Source organism: Pedococcus ginsenosidimutans (assembly GCF_039544395.1).
In the GTDB taxonomy this organism is placed as follows: domain Bacteria; phylum Actinomycetota; class Actinomycetes; order Actinomycetales; family Dermatophilaceae; genus Pedococcus; species Pedococcus ginsenosidimutans.
Window position 1 is genome coordinate 364,923 of record NZ_BAABLO010000004.1, and the last position, 20,219, is coordinate 385,141.

Below are 20,219 nucleotides of genomic sequence, written 5' to 3' on the forward strand. Positions count from 1 at the left end.
CGTGAAGTTCAGGAAGACCCACCGTCGCGAGGGACGTCGCAGGGCGATCGGTGGGATCGCCTCCATCGGTCTCGTCGTCGGGCTCCCGTTCGTCCTGCGCGGGCTCACCATCTGGCAGCGCGAGGACAACCCGCGCGGCATACCCGTCCTCGTCGTCGGCCTGGTGATCATCGTGGCGTGCATCGTGGCGCTGAGGTGGGTCGGTCGCACCTGGGATGGCGCCGTCACGGCCGACGCCGAGGACGCGGGCGCCGAGGGGGTCCCGGCGCTGCCGTTCGGCGCCGAGCCCCTCGATGGCGGGGTGGTCCTGCGTCCGCGCGCAGCCATCAGGGTCACGCCCGGGGTGATCGCCGTGCTGATGGTGCTGACCGCCTGGGGGATGTCCGAGGACGGACTCCCGTTGCAGGCCAATGTGGTTCGTGTGGGAGCGGTCGCCATGGCGGCTCTCTGGTGGTGGACCCGTTCCTACGAGCTGTGCCTCGACCACACCGGCATGTGGCGTCGCCGGCGTCCGCGGTGGCGTCTGGCGTGGTCCGACCTCGGACGCGTGGAGATCAAGCCGATGAGCAATGTCTGGTACCCGAACAAGCCGGACGACCTCATCATCCACGGCCGCATCGTGACCCCGCGTGGGCGGGTGCGGGACAGGGTGCGCGTCCGCTGCAACCTGTTGGCGATCATGCCTGACGAGTTCCGTGCCCTCGCCCAGCAGTACGCGGACGGCTCCCCCGTCACCCCGTCAGGGCGTCACGAGAGGGCGCCGGGCATCCGCTGACGGAGCAGGCGGGCATGCCGCGGAGCCCGGCTCCGCGGCATACCTGTTGGCCCCCGCAGGTGGTTCCCGTCAGTGAGCGGGCTCGAGGGCCGGCCTGTCCTCGGACTCCCCCGGCCTCTGGCCCTCGGACCCGTCAGCACCGGGCGTGGCGCGGTCGAGCTCGGCGTCGCGCTTCGCGAGCTGGCTGGGCCACCACATCCGTCCCCGGAGGTCGAGGTTGAGGGCGGTGACCAGGACGGATCGGACGACCAGGGTGTCGAGCAGGACGCCGAGGGCGACGGCGATGCCGATCTCCGCGAAGGTGACCACGGGCAGGGTGCCGAGGACGGCGAACGTGCCGGCGAGGACGAGCCCAGCCGAGGTGATGACACCACCGGTGGCGCCGAGGCCGACGAGCGCCCCACGCCGGGTACCGAGCTCTTTGGCCTCCTCGTGCACGCGGGTCATGAGGAAGATGTTGTAGTCGATGCCCAGCGCGACGAGGAACACGAAGACGAACAGCGGCAGCGACGAGTCGGCGCCGGCGAAGCCGAGGACGTGCCGGAAGATCAGCGCGGACAGACCCATGGCGGCGCCGTACGACAGGACGACGGTGCCGATGAGCACCAACGGTGCCGTGACGGCGCGGAGCAGGAGCACGAGGATCAGCAGCACGACGCCGAGGATGAGCGGGATGATCCGCAGGTTGTCGTCTGCGGACGCCCTGAGAGTGTCCGCCCTGGTGGCAGTGTCACCACCGGCGATCGCGTCGGCACCGGGGACCTTGGCGATGGCCGCGCGGATGCGGTCGACCGTCGTCGTGGCCGCGTCGGAGTCGGGGGCGTCGGTGAGCGTCGCCTGGATGAGCGAGCGGTTGCCCTTGGTGACCGGGTCGCCGACGGTGGAGACGCCCTGCACGCCCTCGAGGGAGGTCTTGACCGCTCCCGCCTGCGGGGCGTTGGCGAGGACCATCACCGGGGAGCCGGCGCCGGCCGGGAAGTGCCTGGCCACGGTCTGCTCCCCCACCACCGACTCGGGGGTGCCGTAGTAGGAGTCCTTGTTCTGCAGGCCGACCGCGTTGAGCTGCAGGATGCCGAGCGAGGCGATGGCCAGCAGCAGGGACGTCACGACCCAGGTGCGCCGCGGCGCCCGGGCGATGCGACGTCCGATGCGTGCCCACACCCCGTCACGGGTGTGGTCGACCGAGCCGTACGTCGGGCGCACCGGCCAGAACATCCAGCGGCCGAAGACCACGAGCAGGGCCGGGAGCAGCGTGAGCATGACGAGGAGACCGACGGCGACACCGATGGCGGCGACCGGACCAAGACCCTTGGTCGAGTTCATCGTCGCGACGAGGAGGCAGAGCATGCCGGCGATGACGGTGGCGCCGGAGGCGAGGATCGCCGGGCCCGCACGGTGCAGCGCGAACGCCATGGCCTCGTGCCGGTCCTCGTGCCTGCGCAGCTCCTCCCTGTACCTCGCGACGAGCAGCAAGGCGTAGTCGGTGCCTGCACCGAAGACGATGACCGTGAGGATGCCGGAGCTCTGGGCGTTGACGGTGAGGGTGTCGTCCTTGGCGAGGAAGTAGATGACCGCCTGGGCGACGAACAGCGCAGTGCCTGCGGAGACCACCGGGATGAGCCAGAGGAGCGGGCTGCGGTAGGTCAGCAGGAGGATGACGATCACGACCGTCATCGCCGAGTAGAGCAGCTTGCCGTCGATGCCGGAGAACGCCTCCGACGAGTCCGCGGCGTAGCCCACGGGGCCGGTGACCTGCATGGACAGGCCGGCGGGGCGTTCCTTCGCTATCGAGCGCAGGTCGTCGACCGTCGCGCCGAGGGTGTCCCAGCCGCCGTCGCCGGCGTCCACCGGGATGATGACCTCCAGGGCCTTGCCGTCCTTGGCGGGGATCGGGCCGACGGTCTTGCTCTTGACCGGGGCGAGCGCGTCGAATCTGGCGACCTGGGCGGCAACGGCCTGTTGGTCCGCTGGCGTGATGCCGGCCGGGCGCTCGTAGACGAGGACGGCCGGGAACTCGTTCTTGCTCTGGAACGCCTCGATCTGGGTGACGACCTGGGTCGACTGGGCGTCCTTGGGCAGCCAGGCGACGGCCTCGTTGTTGAGGACGCCCTGCAGCTTGCCGGCCGGGCCGAACGCTGCCGCGAGGATCGCCAGCCAGAAGACGACGACGAACCACTTCGTCACCTTCCCGCTGGGGAACCGCGCCAGCCGTCCAACGTCGCCGATCCGTGTCTCACTCATCGCTTGTGCCTCTCACGGTGGTCGGGTGTGCGCACCCTGCACGGCACCCATCAGGACGACGGTAGGGAGCGCGGGGCTGTCGGGACAACGGATTTCGCCGGCATTGGGTGGGCGTTCAGGGGCAGTTCAGGGATGACCCTGAGGAGGATTCGGGCATTCCAACTCGTATGCCGCGCTTGAGAGCTGGCGGGGCCCTTGCAACTTCCGTGGGCGACTACTCCTCATATGTCCTTGTCGTAAACCAGCTGATGCCGCCGGCGAACACCCTCTCCCTGACGTGCTGGCTTTGACCCGCGAGGGCGATTGTCCCCAAGGCGGTCTGAGACGCTGCACCGCTCGGCCGCAGGTTGACAGCGCGCTTTAGGCCGTTGGATGTGATGCCTGTCGAAATGACCCACGCCTGCTTCTGCACGCTGTGCTCCTCGAGTCCATAGTGGAGCGCCTCGAACTCCGCGCTGAGGCACCGCAGCGAAAACACCGACCACGTCCCAGCCCCAGACCGCCTCGACCAACTGCTCATCTCGCAGCAACCTTGACCTCGACAGCTGCGCAGCACAAACGCACCGATGGACTCCCTCGATCCTCGCCCCACGCGCAGTTCCATGACTGTGGCGTCGCTGCTTCGACGGGAACGAAGCAGATTTCGTCCGTCCACGTCCCGCAATGTCAGTGAGTTCAGCTGAGCGACGTCCAGCTCCAGCAACATGGCAACTGGTGTGTTGACGACGGTCGCCTGCAGTGACGGAGTCCAGCTTGCACTTTCACCCGTCAGACGTCCCGGCCCCGGGCTTCGATCCTTGCCCATCGTCGTTCTCACTCCGCCCCACTCCTTTCGATCCCCAGCTCGTGAGCGACCTGTTCGCCACCCATGTCGCGCACCACGGCTGGCAGGCCGACGACGACGAGGAGGTCGGTCGCCCGGGACATGCCGACGTAGAGCCGCTCTCGTGACCGGTCCGTCACCGTGTCCTGGTTGACGCAGAGCACGACGGCACGGCGCTCGAGCCCTTTGCAGCCGAGCACGTGGCCGAAGAAGACGTCGTCGCCCTCCCAGAAGCTCGCCCAGTAGGCGCGCTGATCTGTATCGCCAGCCAGGCGAATCTGCTGCGGATGTCGACTTCCAGTGGTGATGACCGCGATGTCGCGAGGGTGCCAGCCTGCATCCACCAGCTCTACAGCAACCCCGTCCGAGGCATCGACAGCTTCATCCTTGCTGCCGACAGCGACGAACCGAACCTCCACACCATCGCCGCCACGCGGCCGCATCCGCATGGGGGCGAGCGGGCCGAAGGCTGCAGCGATCTGCTTGGTGTTCCGCAGGTTGTGGTCAAGGACCAGAGGCACCAATGGAACTGGTGGTTGACCGAAACGCGAGAAGATCCGCTGGTTCTCGTCCGAGTACACGAACAGGCCACCGGTCTCCTCGTCACGGAGCGCACGCATCAACGGTGTCCACCACAGGTCGGCGAAGTCCTGCGCCTCGTCGACGATGATCGCGTCGAACTTGTGGCCGTGGTCTAGCCCGTCCGCGAGCTCTGCCATCTGGGTCGGCAGATCAACCTCCCAGAAGTCGGGGTTGTCGCGACTCCCATCCGGTCCTCCCCAGAGTTGCCCCAGCTCGTGGAAGGTGCCGACGAAGGCGGGGCGGTGTTTGCGCGGCGCAGCGGCCACCTGCCGCTTGAAGTACTCGGCAAGGCCGATGGAGTAGCAGACCAGCGCGACCCGCTTGGCGCTGTGGTCCTGTCCGTCGCGGTTGAGCGCGCCGCGAGTCATCTCCTTGGCCTGGGTGAGCGCGAGGACCGTCTTGCCGCTCCCGGCGCCGCCGCGTACCTCGACGCGGTTCAGCAGCCGCGTGACCTTGAGCAGCGTCGCCTGCTCGGTCGTGAGCCGGTCCGCCTCGCCCTCCCGGTACTCCGCCACCGCACCCGGGTCCACCATTGCGGGGACCCGTCGACCCCGGAGGATCTCGAGCACGAGCTCGACATCGTCCTCGTTGGGCGGACGGTTGCGCGAGTCCTGCTGCACTGGAATGTCGCGCACCCGAGCACCGAGCTTGTCCTGGTCACCCTTGCCGTGCACCGCCCACCGTGGGCAGTCGGGCGTGGCGAAGTCCTCGCCGAGTTCCGAGTGCGGCAGGACGACGCAGTGGGCCCACCGCACCCGGGAACGCGACGAGTTCCTCCAGCGCGGGTCTGCCTCGACGTACTCCCGCAGCGCATAGAGGTTGGTGCGTGCCTGGTCCACGGGGTCGATGGTGTGCGTGCCGCTCCCCCGTGACTGCAGCCAGTGCCCGTCCTGCCGCCAGACGGAGCCGCCCTTGACCTCGATCACCACGAAACCCGCGCCGGGCATCAGGGCCACCAGGTCGAGCTCGTGATCCTTGCGGCGGTCGGTCAGCCGCACTCCGGCCAGGACGACATCGGCGGCTGCAAGCTGGCGCACCAGCCGCTCCCATACGTCGCGCTCGGACTGGGTGATCAGCTGCGGGTTGCCTGGGACCGCTGTCGCCGGCACGTGATCACCTGCCTCTCCCCACCGTTGACCGGTCGTCACGAAGCATGACCAGGGGCCCGCGGAGGAGAGGCAGACCGATCACTCGGTCGGGGCAGCTGACGCGGGCATCGCGACGGGCGCACTGAGGGCCGAGGCCACCGCCAGTTCGATGACCTGCTCGATGGAGTCCGTAATGGACTCATCACGGCCCAACCAGAAGTCCAAGGTCTTGGTCAGCCCTGCGTCATCCAGTTGTGCCAGCTCCAAGCGACCACGCATGTACCAGCGGGCGGTCTGCGCGTTGACTCGCCAAGACCATCCAGCGCCCTCAGTACTCTCGATGCCACCTGAGGTTCCGCGCCCTAGATCACCTTCGTAGGCGGGCTCCTCCGGATCTCGCTGCATGTTGTACTCACGGAGGCAGTTGTCAGCTTCAACCAGTACCTGCGCCCAGGAGATGCCGCTTTCTTGGCAGCGCAACATGAGCGCAACGATGTCGCGCGACAGTGCGAGCACCTCAGAGCGGTGCTCATCCTCGGCGTAGGTTCCGAGGGCGATGGTCATCACTGATTCCAGGTCGGGCGTCATCGTAGGCTTCCTTTCCGGACCTTTCACGCGCAGGTCCCGTCCACGCTAGACGGCTTCCTCGTATTTGTGTGCCAGATGGCCGAACCTGCTTCTGACGCTCGAACCGACCTCAAAGGCTCTTCGCGGCTTCGGGGCTGCAGGGGCGGCTCGAGGCGTTCAGCGCAACAGCCCCAAGGGTCTCATCAGCGGACAGACTGACCACTCGGCGACCAATGAATCAGAAACCTTCGGAGCGAAAGTCATACTCAGCGTTGAGATTCGGGTCCACGCTCGTGAGCAAGCCGTCGTAGAACGCGCGGACCTGCTCCTTCAGCATGTCCTCGTTCGAGTCGATGTAGTCCTGCTTCGCCTTGTCGCTGAGGATCTCGTTGACCATCGCGAGCTGGTCAACGTCGGGCATCGCCCAGCTCAGCAGGCTGCCGTCCTCCACGACACGGTGGAACGACGGCCTGTCGTAGCCGACGAAGATGAACTCCGGCACGGCGATGCGATAGGTGTTTTCATCCTTCTTGGTGATCTTCACCTTCGCTCCGTCGATCCCGAGTTTCGCCTTGAAGTCGTACTTCAGGAACACCGTCTTCTCGGTTCCCGGAACCTTCTTGCCGAGAACTTCGGCGCTCGTCTTCTTGTCCTTGAGCCCTTGAACACTCAGGCTCAGCAACGAGACCTCCTGCGTGCGCTGCATCGCACTGATGACCTGGGAATCGTGGCTCTCGGAACCAATGCCAAAGGGCGACAACCACGATGGGTTCTTGACGACACCGACGATCGCGGCGACCAGGGCGACCACGATGACGAGCGGCAGAACTCGCGCAACTCCGGACCTTGACGACGACATCAGTCCTCCTCTCCACGGCGAAGCCGACGTCGACCCTCCGTCACTCCCGACGAAACCTTGCCGGATGCCAGGCGCGCCCGACCAAGCGTCTCCAGGCCCAGCCGCCTCGCGGCGCCGACTCCATCAGCCCCAGTCTCAATCGCCCTATCCCTGACCTCGCTCGCCGCTTCGGTCCACCGCTTGGCGTCGACAGCGCCCCGGTCGTCTTGAATGCCCAGTAGTTCGTGGAAGGTGACGACCTCCCCCGCGACCCGGTTGGTCGACACCACGACCGCCTTCGCAGACTGAGGGTGCAGCAACACCTTTGCGTTCGCGGTCCCTGCCGCCGCGTCCATGCGACGCAGCAGGCCTTCTGTGGTTCGCGCGATCTGGTCACGACGCTTCTGGCGGGCCGTCCGAAGGCCGATCCGGTGACGGTCCAGTTCGTCGGGCGCTGCCTCCAGGACCCGGTCCAGTTCGAGCACGCCGACGGCATCCTGGAGCTGGAAGCAACGCGCCAGCACGGCCAACCACTCGTGCACGGTCGACTCCGCGTCCTTGGACTTCTTTGCCAGGTCACCCATGGCGTCCGCGCGCTCCAGCTTGCCTGCCAGGGAGTCAAGCTGCCTGAGCGCATACACCTGCGTCCGGGCGATCGTCTCGGACGTGGCCTGCACCTTCGACCACGTGACCTCGGAGACGCGGCCGACTTCATCTCTGACAGTCAGGGCCTCTTCGATGACGAACTCAGCACCAATCATGTCCGCAACGACGGCGTCTTTCTGCCCACGAAGCAGGTCGTCGACCTTCTCGTCGATGGCAGCCAGGTAGTCGGTGATCTCGTCCATCGTCTGCTGCATGGCCAGCTGGGCCATCAGTCCGGCTGCACCGGCCAGGACTGCCGGGTTGGTGAGCATCGATCCCATGCCGGGCTTGTTCACGATCTCGAGAATGCCCTTGAACTTCCCGTCCTCCATCGCGATGGCGCGGCTGGTGTCGGAAGTCGAACCCTTCATCAGCGTCGAGTTCTTGAAGACCTCGGCCGACCTGTCCGTGAGCTTCACCCACTTGCCCGACTGAGCGGCCAGCTGAGAGCCCGCCTCCGCTGCGCCGGATCCCGCACTCAGCGCGGCGCCGAGCCGTGGCAGGCCGAGGTCCCTCGACGGCAGCCGGTGGGAGTCGAGGAAACGGTCGACGGCTGCATGGTCCCCGATGACCGCGACACCATCTCCATCACTGATCAACTGGATCTCGTCATCCATCTTTGGCTCCTGATTCCCCTGTGCTCACGGTCGTGGCGTCGTCAACGTAGCGGCACAAGGCGTTGACCGATCGCAGTTGTTCGGGTGTGTTGACCGGCGCGTCGAGCAGCGCTGGGTTTCCCAGGATGATGCTCATGGATCTCGCCCGTGACACGGCGACGTTGAGGCGGTGCAGGTCGTAGAGGAATCCCACTCCCCTCGGGGCGTCGGCCGCCGAAGAGCTCGTCAGCGAGTAGATGACGACCGCGCCCTCCCTGCCCTGGAACTTGTCGACCGTGCCGACCCGTATGCCGTCCGGCAGCAGAGCGCGCAACGTCGCCACCTGTGCGTTGAAGGGTGCGACCAGGAGGATGTCCTTCTCCCGCAACGTCGCCGTCACGCCTTCGTGATTCGTCCACTGGCGAGTCAGCAGCTCGTCGACGATCTCCCCGATGGCGGCCGCCTCCTCGGGGCTGGATGACTCCCGACCGACGTGCTCGACCGGCACCCAGCGCAGGCCATGGCCACCGAGCTGACCGCCACCCCCGACCACTTGTTGCTCCAGACCGGGCAGCGCGTCGAGCCGCCCCTCATACGCCAGCTCGGACACGAACTCAGTGACCGACGGGTGCATCCGCCGGGTGGTCCCGAGGAAGACGCCACGATCCGCCGGCATGGTGTCGTGGCCGTCGAGCAGGTGCTCCAGAGCGGACACCCCAGCCCCGAAGGGGTGCACCGCCTGGGTCGGCTGGGACAGCTGCTGGGGGTCGCCCAACAGCACCATCGATGTCGCGGCCGGGGAGACCGCCACCGCGTTGGCCAGCGAGAACTGGCCCGCCTCGTCGACCACAAGCACGTCGACGGCCCCTGCCATGTCAGTCCGCGACCACAACCAGGCCGAGCCGCCCACGAGCGCCGTTTCGCCCGAGGTGAGCGCCCCCAGCACCGCGCCGTTGTCGGTCGTCAGCTCGACGAGACCGCCACCGGGCGAGTCGTCCTCGTCGGAGGAGACCTTCTGCAGCGCAGGGCGTTCCACCGCCTCCAACACGTGCCTGATCACCGAGTGCGACAGCGCGGTCACCCCGACCTTCTTGCCCTGATCCAAGAGCGCGCAGATGAGGCGAGCCGCGGCATACGTCTTGCCAGTCCCAGGCGGTCCCTGCACCGCCAACACGTCCCCACCCAAGGAGGTGCCCACGCGGCGGACGACGTCTGCGGGCGACTCACCATCACCGGCCATGAGCGAAGAGGCCGACGGCACCTGCCGATGCAGCAGTCGAAGGGCGAGCGAATCTCCCCCGCGCAGCGCCAGCCTTCCCGTGGACGCGAGAGAGTCTCGGAGCACCTGGTCATTGAGGGGCCCAGGCGGCCCTAGCCCCCGGACAGAAGGCGGGTCGCTCGAGGCGCGCATGGACAGGTCGATCCATCCCGCCTCCGGGTCGGCATCGACCACCTTCCCCACGCTGGCATGCGTGTCGACGTCCTGGGCGTACTGGCCCAGGACCACCTTGCAGTCCTGCGGCGGGAACGGGTAGCGCCACACCTTGGAGGTGACCTTGCCGGTCTTGCTGAGGATGTTGTCGAAGTGGATGGGCTCACCGACATCCCCGATCGCCGTGGCGTCCTCCACCAGCTCGGCCGTGGCGAGCTCGGCATACCGGAAGAACTCCCACCACGCGGGCCGGGCCTCACGTCGGTGCCAGCCGACCAAGCCGGCGAGCAGCTCGTGACCCGCCTCGACCAGGGCTGAGGCCAGCTCGGTCTCGGCGCGCTCGGCGTCGCCGACCTCCTTGACCTCCGCTGGAACGGGGCGGCTCAGGGGGACCCCCAAACCCTCCAGCTCGTCGCGCAACTGCTCGAGCCAGCCATGCAGGTCGTGGGTCGAGCGCACGTCTTCGCGGTTGTAGGCCTCGATCCGTTCGAGGATGCGCTGGTCCTGGTCGACCAACCAGCGCTCGTACTCGATGACCGAGTCCATCGCGCTTCCCACAGCCTCTGCGGTCCCGGCCGAGCGTGTGTGACCCCAGTAGAAGTCCTCGAGCTTCTTGATGGAGTACGAGGGCTTGCTGACCCGCACCCCCTGCCGCACCACTGCATAGAGGTCCACGAGCCGTTCGGCGCGCAGCAGCTGGTCGAGCTCGGCCTCCCGCGTGCCGTACCGGCCCGTCAGCCGTTGCAGCGCGGTCCGCTCGTACGCGGCGTAGTGGTAGACGTGCATCTGCGGGTCGGCCTGCCAACGCAGCATCAGGTGGTCGATGAGGTCCTCGACGAGCTTCTTCTCGGCCGCCGCGTCGTGTGCCCACCACGACGTGAAGGCGCCATGGCGGTCCCACAGCCCGGCCAGGTACTCCCGGCCGACTCCGTCATCAGCCCACGGGTCGCCCTCGAAGTCGAGGTAGACGTCGCCGTCACTTGGCTGCGGAAGTCGTTGGAGCCCGCGTCCCGCCTCTGGGGTGAGCAGTTCGTAGGCCGGCTCACCGGTGGTGCGCTCCTCCACCTGGAGCGTGGCCTGGCGCTGTAGCCCGTGAGCGCTCTGGCTGCCGAGGGCTTCGACAACGGCCCTGGGCTCGGCAGCGGCGAGCTCTGCCATGGTCGTGATCCCGGCGTCGCGCAATGCCTGTCGCTGACTGCCACGGATACCCGCCACCTGCACGAGGTCGTCAGCCTTGAGCCACTCTGTCGCGCAGCGCGTCTCCCACCGGCACTGGGCACAGTGGGCGGTGGGCGTTGCCTCACTGGGGACCGGATCGTTGATCGCGTCGAGGAGCGCCTCACGCCGGCGACGCGCATAGGGCGCGACGTCGACCAGCCGCCAGGGGTGCTGCTCCTTGTCCCCGGTGACCACGACCAGGTATGCCGGTGCCACGCCTTGGAGCGTCATCAGTCGCTCCGCATAGGTCGCCATCTGGAGAAGCGCGGGCACTTTGAGCCGGCGAGCGAGCTTGGTGTCCGCGATGTCGTAGGAGTAGTCGCCAAATTCGCTCGGCCGGTCGCACTTGAGCAGGAAGTCGGCGTAGCCGATCCACTCGCCGTCGTAGAGGGTCGCCTGGTAGACGACGTCGGCGCCGTCGCGCATGGCCTCGACCGTCGCGGCCTCGGCAGCCCGCTTGCCCTCCTCATCGCGGCCCTCGCTCGCGATCTCGACGATCGTGAGGCCCTGCGCACGAAGTGACTCCAGGTAGTTCTTCTCGTGGGCGATGCCCTTCTCGAAGATCAGGTTGAGGGCGTCGTCCGGCTCGGTGGCGCCAAGCTCCGTCGCCGGAGTGTCGAGAGCAGCCAAATCGAGGGTGGTGACGTGCGGGCAGGCGACGTGCTTGGTCAAGTCGGTGGCACTCAGCACCAGCCGCCCATCAACGCGCTGCACGCTACTGAGCCTCATTCGTGGAGCGCGTCGGGAAGGAGGTAGGAACGCCGCCGACGCTGCCTACCGCGGCACGTAAGCGGGTTTGGGTGTCGATCATCCAGTGGATGACCTCCTCCCATCGCTCGGTGTCGCCGATCTTGGGACCGAGCAAGCGGGTCTCGATGCGGCAAGACTTCTTGCCGTGGAGCGGATCGAAGATCAGTTCGTCCGTTCCGAACGCGGTCTGTATCGCGTCCCTGCGGACCTCGAGGAGTCCGAACCGGTGCAGGTTGGTCTCCGCATCCGCCTCGAAGATCAACTCACTCCGACACCCGAACATTGCGTAGGAGAGGCTGTAGACGCAGCCCGTTGTTCCAGTGGGCATGCTCCACCAGTTCACTGAAGGGGCGCTCGCGTTGGTCCATCCGCGCTCCTTGGCCACGGGGACCACGCGACTCCAGAACTCTTGGTACAGCTGGCTCGTGGGCGACGCGGCCGAGGCATCGGCGTCCTTCGCCACCGCCTTTGACCACTCGTTCGGCTTCGCGACAACACGGAAGACGGGGGCGACGAGAGTCTCGGGGGCACCCTCCATGCTCACGAGCGACAACTCGACGCCGAAGAAGCCGATCTCCGTGTCAGTCACGCCGTTGAGCCAGTCGATCGCGGCTCGGTGCTCCTCCCTCACCGATTCGGCGATCCAGACCACCACCTTGGGGTCCGTGCCTCCCGCGTATGCCAGCAGCTGCCCCAAGTGGGAATGGTCTGTATTCCCGAACTGGTTCTCGATGATCACACGGCGACCAGTCCCCACCTCCGAGCCGATGATGTCGAGAGAGAACTTGCCGACCCTGTGTTCCCGGCCCTCCAGCTCGAGGTCCAGACCCAGCTCGAAGGACAGATCCTCAGCGTGCTCGAGCAGCCAAGGCGTGAAGTCGTGCGGCTCGGTGGGCCATGCCTCTTTGACATCCACCCGCTTCAGTCGACTGATCTCGACCATGTCACCTCCATTGCTCAACACTCCCTGCCATCTTCGACCCACCGAGCCAGGGATGGTCACCAAATCGCACTATGTAGTACAAACGTCCAGTTCTCAGACACTGGGGTCCGCAAGCGCGGCCCCACCTCCAGGAAGCTGGAAAGCTGCCCCCCATGGCAGAGAAGAGGGATCTGGAGACGTGGATCGTTCAGGCGCTCAGGGAGCACGGCGGTGAGATGGCAGTGGTGGAGGTTGCGCGCCACGTGTGGAGCCACCACGAGGACGAGCTGCGCGAATCGGGAGACCTGTTCTACACCTGGCAGTACGACCTGAGGTGGGCCGCTCAGAATCTTCGTGACGACGGTGTTTTGGCCGCCAAGGAGGGCCACAGGCGTGGGGGGTGGCGCCTGGCGCACGAGGGCACCAGCGGAATGCGTTGACTAAAGACTTTGGGTATTGCCTCATCTGGGATGATACGTCCATTCTCCCACCTTCGGGCTCCTTGATGGGTATGTTCTGGGTGGTCCGCAGTCATCCGCAGAGGGGCGTTTGAGGTATGTCCAGTGAGGAGATCATTCCTCCCGACGCTCACCTGATGGAGTCAATGCGCGCGGTGGGCTACTCGCTGGAAGCAGCAGTTGCAGACTTGGTGGACAACGCGGTCACGGCGGAGGCACAGAACATCGATCTCGCTTTCGCGAGCGAGCCAAGCGATTTCGTCGCCCTGCTTGACGATGGCAGAGGCATGACGGTGGACCAAGCCCGGGAGGCCATGCGTCTCGCGGGCCGCAGCTCGGTTGAGCAGCGCTCCTCCAACGATCTTGGACGCTTCGGCCTTGGCCTCAAGACCGCTTCGATCTCCCAAGCTCGGGAGCTCGTGCTCGCCTCTCACCAGGGTGACGAGATCGTGGCGTACCGCTGGGACCTTGATCACATCGCCGACTCACGCACCTGGAGCCTGCAGCGCCTCGAGGGCACAGAGGTCGACGACCTTCCCATGATCCAACGCCTGCGGGCACAACCTCGGGGGACGTTGGTGCTGTGGCGGAAGCTCGACCAGCTCCGCAACCAAGTTGGGCAGGGGTCCGCCGCGCTGGATAGTGCCATGGCCGGTGTCCGCGATCATCTGGGGCTCGTGTTCCATCGCTTCCTACAGGGTGAGCACGGCGGCCCCCTCAACCTCACGATTAACAGTCGACGCGTCGAACCCATCGACCCATTTCTGACCGCGCACCGCATGTCGCGGCCCGGACCCGCGGAGTCATTCGTCGTTGACGGCGAGAAGGTGACCGTCCATCCATACACGATCCCCCGACTGGCCGGCCTGACAAGGGCCGAACGAGACCAGGTCCACGCGGCCGGTCAACTCCGCGACAGCCAAGGCTTCTACATCTACCGCGCCATGCGGCTCGTCATCTGGGGCACGTGGTTCCGGATTCAGCCCAAGCAGGATCTGGCCAAGCTGGCGAGGGTTCGGGTGGACGTTCCGAACACCTTGGACCACCTGTGGGCGCTCGACATCAAGAAGTCCGCCGCTCAACCGCCACCTGCCGTGCGAGACAGATTGAGGCGCATCGCCGAGAAGATCATCGTTCCCAGCCGCAAGGTCCACGAATTCAGGGGCATCACCGAGAAGCAAGTTGGCCATGAGGTACTGCTGTGGCAGGTGCGGGTGAATGGTGACGAGTTTGCCTACGAGATCAACCGCGATCACCCGAGCGTCGTCGCCTTGGGCAACGCGCTGGGTCCAGAAGGTTATGCGGCCGCCGGTGACCTCTTGACCCTCATAGAGAAGACCCTGCCTGCGGACGACCTCTTCAACAGACTCACGAAGGACCAGGTTCTCAATTCCACGGTCGCGGACGACGCCCTGCGAAAGCAGGCGGAGGTGCTGTGGCGTCAGTTCCGCAGGGCGTCCACCGACGCGGAGTCCTTTGTTCGCGGGATGCGCGTCACCGCGCCCTTCAACGAGACAGACAAAGCGGAACAGATCCTCAGAGAGGCGACCCAGATCAATGACTGAACAGGTCGAGACCCTGCGCAACGTCGTGACCGCGGCCATGGCCGGGGGCGTCCACTCCGAAGAGGAGCTCCGCTCCTCGATTGCGATGTTCCGCAGCATGGCCATGTTCGACGGAGTGAGCGACGAGGAGTCCGAACTCCTCTTCAAGCAGTTGACCAAGAGCCTTCTCATTGAGCTCGACCTTGGCGTGGCTGTGACCTCGTCCGACTTCGAACCATGGCTCGACTCGACCAAGGCCTCCATCGACTGGCGCCGCTGGAAGACGTACAAGCAGTGGTTGCTTCAGAGTGGGCGTCCACCTCGAGTGGTCGAGCGGCTGGACGAGTTGACCGACGCGGTCCTGGAGTTGGCGGGATCGCCGACGACTGAGGGCACGTGGGCCCGACGAGGCCTCGTCATCGGCGACGTGCAGTCTGGCAAGACGGGTACGTACCTTGGACTGTTCAACAAGGCCGTTGACGCCGGGTACCGGCTAATCATCGTGCTCGCCGGAAGCACGGAGTCCCTTAGACAACAAACGCAAACGCGCGTCGACGAAGGACTGATCGGACGCGACTCGAGGGGTGTCCCCAAAGACAGGGGTGTGATCGGACAGAAGCGCTTTGTCGGTGTGGGTCGGCTCAACCAGACGATCGCCGACGGGATCGGGATGACCACGATCCACCAAGACTTTCGGAAAACGAGCCTGCTGGCGTCAAACCATGGCATGACCACAGACTCGCCTGCGCCCTACGTGTTCGTTGTCAAGAAGAACAAGACCGTCCTCACACACCTTCAGTCATGGCTTGACACCCAGGTTGGGCTCGACGGCAAGCTCGCGCTCCCGCTCCTCTTGCTGGATGACGAGTCCGACTATGCCTCGGTGAACACCAACGCGGACACGAACCCCACGGCAGTCAATGACGCGATCCGCGGGGTGCTGGGCAAGTTCAGTCGTAGCTCCTACGTCGCTTTCACGGCGACCCCGTTCGCCAACATCTTCATCGACCACGATCAGACCGATGACCTGTTTCCCCGGGACTATGTCTACAGCCTTGAGACTCCGACCAACTACGTTGGCGCGGAGCGTACTTTCGGTACGGCCGACGAGCCGCGCGATTCGGGGCTCTTGGACCCGTCCGATGCCGAGTCCTACTTTCCCCGACGTCACAAGGCCGACTTGCACGTCAATGGCCTACCGGAAAGTCTGCGTCACGCAGTCCGCGCATTCCTTCTTACCTGCGCCATCCGCGACGCCCGCCAACAAGGGGGCGGCAGGTCGATGCTCGTTAATGTATCCAGGTTCAAGGAGGTGCAGCGCCAGTGTCACGAGCTGGTTGAGGCCTACACCGTGGAACTCAAGCAGGCGATCGAGTTCCATGCGGAGGCCTACGCAAACGGTTCCCCCAATGAAGCGCTAGCAGCGCTGGAGGAGACGTTCGAGGAGTTCTTTGCGGACGCGGCGTCGTGGACGGACCTTGTCGGACGACTGCAAGCAGCGGTGTCCGACGTTCGAGTTGAACTCATCAACTCCGACCGCGACAAGAAGCTCACCGATGAGGAGATCGCTTGGGATCGACCGCCGCGGATGATCGCGGTTGGTGGTGACGTCCTGAGCCGTGGTCTCACGCTGGACGGGCTCTCGACGAGCTACTTCTACAGGCAGGCTGGCGCGTTCGACACTCTCCTCCAGATGGGCCGCTGGTTCGGATATCGCGACGGCTACGAGGATCTCACCAAGATCTGGATCGATCCGTTGGTGGTGAATCACTTCCGCTTCGTAGCCGCTGCCGTTGAGGAACTGCGCGGCGACCTCGAGTCCATGAAGGCTGCCCGGCTCACGCCCGCCGACTTCGGGCTCGCGGTCAAGAAGCACCCAGACAGCTTGTTGGTCACCGCTCGCAACAAGATGCGCAACGCCACGACGTTCAGCAAGAGCGTGTCCCTTGGCGGTCGTCGTCTCGAGACGACAAGACTCAACAGCGCCGGGACGGTCATAGACCAGAACTTCGGCGCTTTCGAGCAGCTCGTGTCGAGCATCGAGCTGTCGAGCGCCAAGATCAAAGCCAACCGCCGAAACTGGAGCGCCTGGAGCAACGTGCCGAAGGCCCTGGTGGGAGACTTCTTGGCCGCCTACACGGCCTACGAGCAAGACACCATTTTCACAGGCACGAACCTGTCGTCATTTGTCGGCGGGGCCACGTCGCCCAGCCTCCAGACATGGGACGTGGTCATCGCCAACGGCCCGTCGACCGCCCTCGAGCACCACGTGGGTGGCGTCGGATATCGCCCGCCAAGCCGATCGATCTTGTTGGGCGACGGACACATTCTCGTGAGCGGCAGGTCCAGTCGTCTCGCCGGGCCGAGCGATGTGGCTGGCTTGCTGCCCCTTGAGGCAGAACACGAGGTTCGAACGGCCTACATCGCGGCTCACAGCGATCTCAAGAACGCCCCCGAGACGGCCTACTATAAGAAACTCAGCGCTCCCACTCTGATCATCTATCCACTGAGGGTGACGCTGTCGGACCGTGCCCCCAAATCGAAGGACCAACAGGACTTCGTTGCCAAGGAGCTGGAACCACGGTTGCTGACCGCGGTCAAGATCGCCATCCCGGGTGACGCCGCGAACGTGCGTGATCGCGACAAGGACGCGGAGTACATGATCAACACCGTCGCGCAGAAGCAGTGGATCGCTGAGCTCGGGAGTGACGTGGATGAAGACTGACGACACCATGGCGGACTGGCACGGCCTGCTGGCAAGCAAGTCTCAGGCTCAGAGGTTCTTCGCCGCCGAGCACCCACTCGACCTCGTGTACGGCATCGACAGCGAGGGCCGAGCGCTCATGGCTTTGCTGACCGATGCCCCTCCCCCGGTCGAAGATCTGAGCGACGACGTGCGCGTCCACCAGCAGACGCGTGAAGATGGCCGCCACGTCACCACCTGGTCCTTGATGGAGCACCAGCTCTTTGACACCTTCGTGACCCTCTGCTGCGACGTGGTTCAGCGTTCGGACATCCCAGAGGACCGGAGTAGCGCCCTTGATGCGCTGTTGAGAGGGCTGGGAGAATGGCAGCTGCTCTTGCGACCCGGTCAGTACCGGCGTCTGTCTCTCGAAGCTTTGCGCGGCCTCGTGGCAGAACTGCTCGTTGCCAGCCGGACCCTCACAGCAAACCGCCGCCTGCCAGAGGTCATTTCACATTGGACCGGCCCGCTTGGAGCACCCCACGACTTCACGTTCCTGACCGGAGAACTCCATGAGGTCAAAGCCAAGCGCATGGCGGGAACATCTGTGCGAGTCGCATCGGTGGAGCAACTTGATCCACCAGTGGACAAGACACTGACGCTGCACGTGCTAGATCTCGATGAGCGGAGCAACGACACAGAAGGCGTTGTGAGTCTCGCAACCCTCGTTGACGAGGTTCGTGCCGGCCTCGCAACAAGTCCCTCTGTGCGACTCCGGTTCGACCGATTGTTGACCGGTCTCGGCCTCGACCTTACCGACGGCTGGTACGGGGCGACCTGGTTCAAGCCCGGTGCTCACAGCCAGTTCCGCGTTTCCCCAGACTTCCCCAGTCTCCGCAGTAGCGTCTTGCAGCCCCACATCCTCCAAGTGCGGTACAAGCTCGACATCCAGCACCTAGCACCCTGGGCCCTTGATAGCGACACAGCGGACGAGGAGGTCTTGTGAGCGAGTTCAGGGAGGAGCTGCTGAACATGGTCGCGACCCGAGCAGAGGTGGACAGCGACTACATGGTCACAGCCTTCACCAACGAGGTCGCAGAAAGGCTGTCGGACGCAGGGGAGGTGGAGAATCTCGTGGCGATGCACTTCCGCGGCGTGGGGGGCAACGGTCGAAAAAACGTGGGCGTGGACGCCTTCGACACGAGCGACAGCGACGACTCCATATCCTTGGCCGTCACCCTGTTTGAGGGCAGCGACGAGCCCGAGACCCTCACACAGAGCGATGCCAACACACAGTTCGCGATGCTGAAGGGATACCTCTACGACGCCGTCCACGGCACGTTCAAGCAGGGCAGAGAGGCGAGCGAGCCGGCCGTTCATGTCGCGGAGGATCTCCGCATGCGAGCCCGCTCCGTGACCAAATATCGACTGTTCCTCCTCACGGATCGCGTCCTCAGCAGCCGTGCCAAGCACCTGCCCTCAGATGAGATCAACGAGGTCCCGGTTGATTTTCACGTCTGGGACATCGAACGGCTGGAGCAACTGGCTCGGTCGTCGTCCGGACGTACCGAGCTCGACCTGGATCTACGGAAGTGGGCGCCCGACGGGCTGGACGCACTGCGTGTCCCTGGCGACGAGGAGTTCGACACCTACTTGGCCGTCGTGCCGGGCCCAATGCTTGCCGACCTGTACGCGGAGCATGGCAGTCGTCTCCTCGAGAGCAATGTCCGTTCCTTCCTCAGCGCACGGGGCAAGGTCAACAAGGGCATCCGCACGACGGTCCAGTCGAGGCCCGAGAAGTTCCTCGCGTTCAACAACGGCATCACCGCCACGGCGACATCTGTCGAGCTGACCGAGGAAGGGGCCATCAGACGGATCAAGGACCTGCAGATCGTCAACGGCGGACAAACGACGGCGTCACTCTTCTACATACGCCGCGATTCCTCGCCGAAGCCGGATTTGAACAAGATCCACGTCCAGATGAAGCTCGTGGTGGTCCAGCCGGACGAAGCAGAAGCTCTGGTGCCCGACATTTCGAGATTTGCGAACAGCCAGAATGCTGTCAGCGAGGCCGACTTCTTCTCAAACAGCCCCTTCCACGTGCGCATGGAAAACCTCTCGCGCAGGACACTCGCACCGAGTCGGCCGGGGACACCGCACCAGACGTACTGGTTCTATGAGCGGACACGTGGCCAGTACCTCAATGAGAAGAACAAGGGCACGCCCGCAGTAGCGAAGAAGTTTGAGGCTTCCTTTCCTCGGAACCAAGTCATCACCAAGACCGACGCCGCACGGTATCTGGTTGCTTGGGATGGGAAACCACACGTTGTCAGCCAAGGCGCGCAGAAGAACTTCGTAGCCTTCGCACAGAGCGTGACCGCGAAGTGGGAAGTCTCTGACGCCCAGTTCAATGCCGCATATTTCAAAGAGCTCGCTGCCAAGGCCATTCTCTACAACGCCCTTCGAGCGAGGGTGTCGAAAGCCGAGTGGTACGACAAGGGCTATCTCGCCAACATCGTGACGTACGCCATGGCGAAGGTCGCGTACGACCTTCAACGCAGCAAGAGGGGCGTCATGAACTTCCCCGCCATTTGGCAACAACAGTCCGCGCCAGAGCATGTTCTTGAGTACGCCCTCAACGTTGCTCACATGTGCTTCCACACCCTGACGGCTCCCGGGCGCCCGGTGCAGAACGTCACGGAATGGGCGAAACGGGAGCAGTGTTGGGAGGCCGTCCGAGCACAGACCGTTCCCCTCCCATCTGAGGTGCAGGATTGGCTGCTCTCTGTGGATGTCGTTATGGACGAGAAGAGGGACGCAACAAGGGTCCAAAGAATCGACAACGGGATCGAAGCTCAAACCGCGGTGTTTCAGGTCTCTGCATCTGAGTGGTCCTCGATGGAACAGTTCCTGGCGAGCAACCGTCTGCTTTCGCCCAGCGAACAATCGGTCTTGGGGCTCATGACCGGGCGGCGGCCAGGCGTCCCTTCGGAAAAGCAGGCGGCTTGGCTGCTCAAGATCCGAGAGAAGGCCACTGCGCACGGCTTTCACTAGGCA

At 65.0% G+C, this 20,219-nt stretch carries 13 protein-coding genes; 6 read left to right on the forward strand and 7 right to left on the reverse strand.

The genetic code is table 11. From position 1 onward, the window contains the following. Window position 1 precedes the first annotated feature (1 nt). Window positions 2–775 (forward strand): hypothetical protein, encoded by a 774-nt coding sequence (locus ABEA42_RS06470; RefSeq protein ID WP_345501958.1) that lies wholly within the window; start codon window positions 2–4, stop codon window positions 773–775. A 69-nt stretch (window positions 776–844) separates the two neighbouring features. On the opposite strand, the gene ABEA42_RS06475 is transcribed toward ABEA42_RS06470, so the two are convergent. From ABEA42_RS06475 to ABEA42_RS06505, 7 genes are all read right to left on the reverse strand, one after another. Next, window positions 845–3,016, reverse strand: a complete 2,172-nt coding sequence (locus ABEA42_RS06475; RefSeq protein ID WP_345501959.1) for an MMPL family transporter — start codon at window positions 3,014–3,016, stop codon at window positions 845–847. A gap of 813 nt (window positions 3,017–3,829) precedes the next feature. Then, complete coding sequence (locus ABEA42_RS06480) at window positions 3,830–5,530, reverse strand: nuclease-related domain-containing DEAD/DEAH box helicase (protein ID WP_345501960.1); 1,701 nt, start codon at window positions 5,528–5,530, stop codon at window positions 3,830–3,832. A gap of 78 nt (window positions 5,531–5,608) precedes the next feature. Further along, complete coding sequence (locus ABEA42_RS06485) at window positions 5,609–6,097, reverse strand: hypothetical protein (RefSeq protein WP_345501961.1); 489 nt, start codon at window positions 6,095–6,097, stop codon at window positions 5,609–5,611. 217 nt (window positions 6,098–6,314) lie between these two features. Then, window positions 6,315–6,887 carry a hypothetical protein gene (locus tag ABEA42_RS06490; protein ID WP_345501963.1) on the reverse strand — a complete coding sequence of 191 codons (573 nt, stop codon included), beginning with the start codon at window positions 6,885–6,887 and terminating at the stop codon, window positions 6,315–6,317. A gap of 47 nt (window positions 6,888–6,934) precedes the next feature. Beyond that, entirely contained in the window at window positions 6,935–8,176 is a 1,242-nt protein-coding gene (locus ABEA42_RS06495) for a hypothetical protein (protein WP_345501965.1), read from the reverse strand. Continuing rightward, window positions 8,169–11,519, reverse strand: coding sequence for a TM0106 family RecB-like putative nuclease (locus ABEA42_RS06500; RefSeq protein ID WP_345501966.1), 3,351 nt, complete (start codon window positions 11,517–11,519; stop codon window positions 8,169–8,171). Before ABEA42_RS06500 ends, ABEA42_RS06495 begins: the two co-directional genes overlap by 8 nt. Before the next feature lies 1 nt (window position 11,520). Beyond that, a complete protein-coding gene (locus tag ABEA42_RS06505; RefSeq protein WP_345501967.1) occupies window positions 11,521–12,498 on the reverse strand; it encodes a DUF4268 domain-containing protein in 978 nt (325 codons plus the stop codon). A 152-nt stretch (window positions 12,499–12,650) separates the two neighbouring features. Between ABEA42_RS06505 and ABEA42_RS06510 the strand changes: the two genes are divergently transcribed. From ABEA42_RS06510 to ABEA42_RS06530, 5 genes are all read left to right on the forward strand, one after another. Continuing rightward, window positions 12,651–12,917, forward strand: coding sequence for a hypothetical protein (locus tag ABEA42_RS06510; RefSeq protein WP_345501968.1), 267 nt, complete (start codon window positions 12,651–12,653; stop codon window positions 12,915–12,917). Between the two features lie 116 nt (window positions 12,918–13,033). Continuing rightward, entirely contained in the window at window positions 13,034–14,500 is a 1,467-nt protein-coding gene (locus tag ABEA42_RS06515) for an ATP-binding protein (protein ID WP_345501969.1), read from the forward strand. After that, entirely contained in the window at window positions 14,493–17,204 is a 2,712-nt protein-coding gene (locus ABEA42_RS06520) for a Z1 domain-containing protein (RefSeq protein ID WP_345501971.1), read from the forward strand. The genes ABEA42_RS06515 and ABEA42_RS06520 overlap by 8 nt, the downstream gene beginning before the upstream one ends. Continuing rightward, window positions 17,194–18,168 carry a PD-(D/E)XK motif protein gene (locus tag ABEA42_RS06525; protein ID WP_345501973.1) on the forward strand — a complete coding sequence of 325 codons (975 nt, stop codon included), beginning with the start codon at window positions 17,194–17,196 and terminating at the stop codon, window positions 18,166–18,168. The genes ABEA42_RS06520 and ABEA42_RS06525 overlap by 11 nt, the downstream gene beginning before the upstream one ends. Continuing rightward, window positions 18,165–20,216, forward strand: coding sequence for an AIPR family protein (locus ABEA42_RS06530; RefSeq protein WP_345501974.1), 2,052 nt, complete (start codon window positions 18,165–18,167; stop codon window positions 20,214–20,216). Before ABEA42_RS06525 ends, ABEA42_RS06530 begins: the two co-directional genes overlap by 4 nt. Window positions 20,217–20,219 lie beyond the last annotated feature (3 nt).